Origin of the sequence: Polaromonas sp. CG_9.7, assembly GCF_015752205.1 — a bacterium.
In the GTDB taxonomy this organism is placed as follows: domain Bacteria; phylum Pseudomonadota; class Gammaproteobacteria; order Burkholderiales; family Burkholderiaceae_C; genus Polaromonas.
This window is the reverse complement of sequence record NZ_JADOVG010000053.1, coordinates 1-1,039: the sequence shown is the minus strand read 5'-3', so window position 1 is coordinate 1,039 and position 1,039 is coordinate 1. Positions and strand designations below refer to the sequence as shown.

Sequence of the window (1,039 nt, the reverse complement as noted above, 5' to 3'; positions counted from 1 at the left end):
GTGCGTTCGAGCAACGTCATGTGCTCATTGGCAGCATCGCGTAATTTGGCTTTGCTGCGCACCGGTACGCGCTTTCCCAACTCTTGCTTGAGGTCCGCGTTCAGGCGTTCCTCCGGGTTGAGTTGCGGGCTGTAGCTGGGTAAATAGAACAGTTCGATGTCCTCCTTATGTTCAGCCACCCACGCCTTGACGATTTTGCTGTGATGAACCCGCAAGTTGTCCAAAATCAAAAACACCTTTTTTTCCGCATCCTTGATCAGCGCTTGCAAGAATTCGATGAGCTTGTCCGCGTCAAACGCATCGTCAATGATCATCCAGCGGGTCTTTCCCTGGTTGGTCACCGTGGCAATCATCGAGAGCTTTTGCCGGGTGCCGCCGATGGTCCTGGCCACGGGCGTTTTCCCAGCGGGCGCAAAGCTTCTGCCGCGCACATCCGTGTTGACAAGCGCCGTCTCGTCACCCCAATGGATTTCAGCGCCCTCCTGACGGGCACGTTGCTCTATCGCCGGGTACTCCCCTTCGAGCCAGGCTTGCACCGCTTCAGGGTTTTGTTCGTAGGCGCGCTTGATAGGCTTTTGAGGAGTAAAACCCCAGCGGGCCAGGTATTTGCCAACGCTGCGCACCTGCAGCTTGACCCCGTACTCCTGCTCGATGAGTTGGCCCACGGCCGCCCGGCTCCACAGGAAGAAATCCATCTTGAGCTGCTCAGGGCGTTGGTCGATGATGCTGCGCTGAACGTTGCCTTCCTGGGCTTGGCTCAGGGTGCGCCCAAGACCCTGGCTGCGCCCTCGCAAGGCCGGTCGGATCGCCGGCCAGCCGCCCGCATCAAAGAGATCGATGCACCTGCGCACAGCCGGGTAGCTCAGACCCGTCATGGAGACAATTTGCATGATGCCTATTGCCCTTTTGTGCAGCCTCACGACTTGCTTACGCCGCTCGTGAAGCTGCTCCAGCGTCTGCTTTCTTGCATTTTCTTTTTCCATCTTTCTTCGATAGAGAAAATTCAATAAAGTTCATACTTCATTGGGCCGTATCAATA

1 protein-coding gene is annotated in these 1,039 nt (G+C 56.5%); it reads right to left on the bottom strand.

Features of this window, described 5'->3' with window-relative positions:
- Positions 1-983, bottom strand: a 983-nt coding sequence (locus tag IWX87_RS19470; RefSeq protein ID WP_196865147.1) for an IS630 family transposase, incomplete at its 3' end; no start/stop codon positions are given.
- Between the last annotated feature and the right edge of the window lie 56 nt (positions 984-1,039).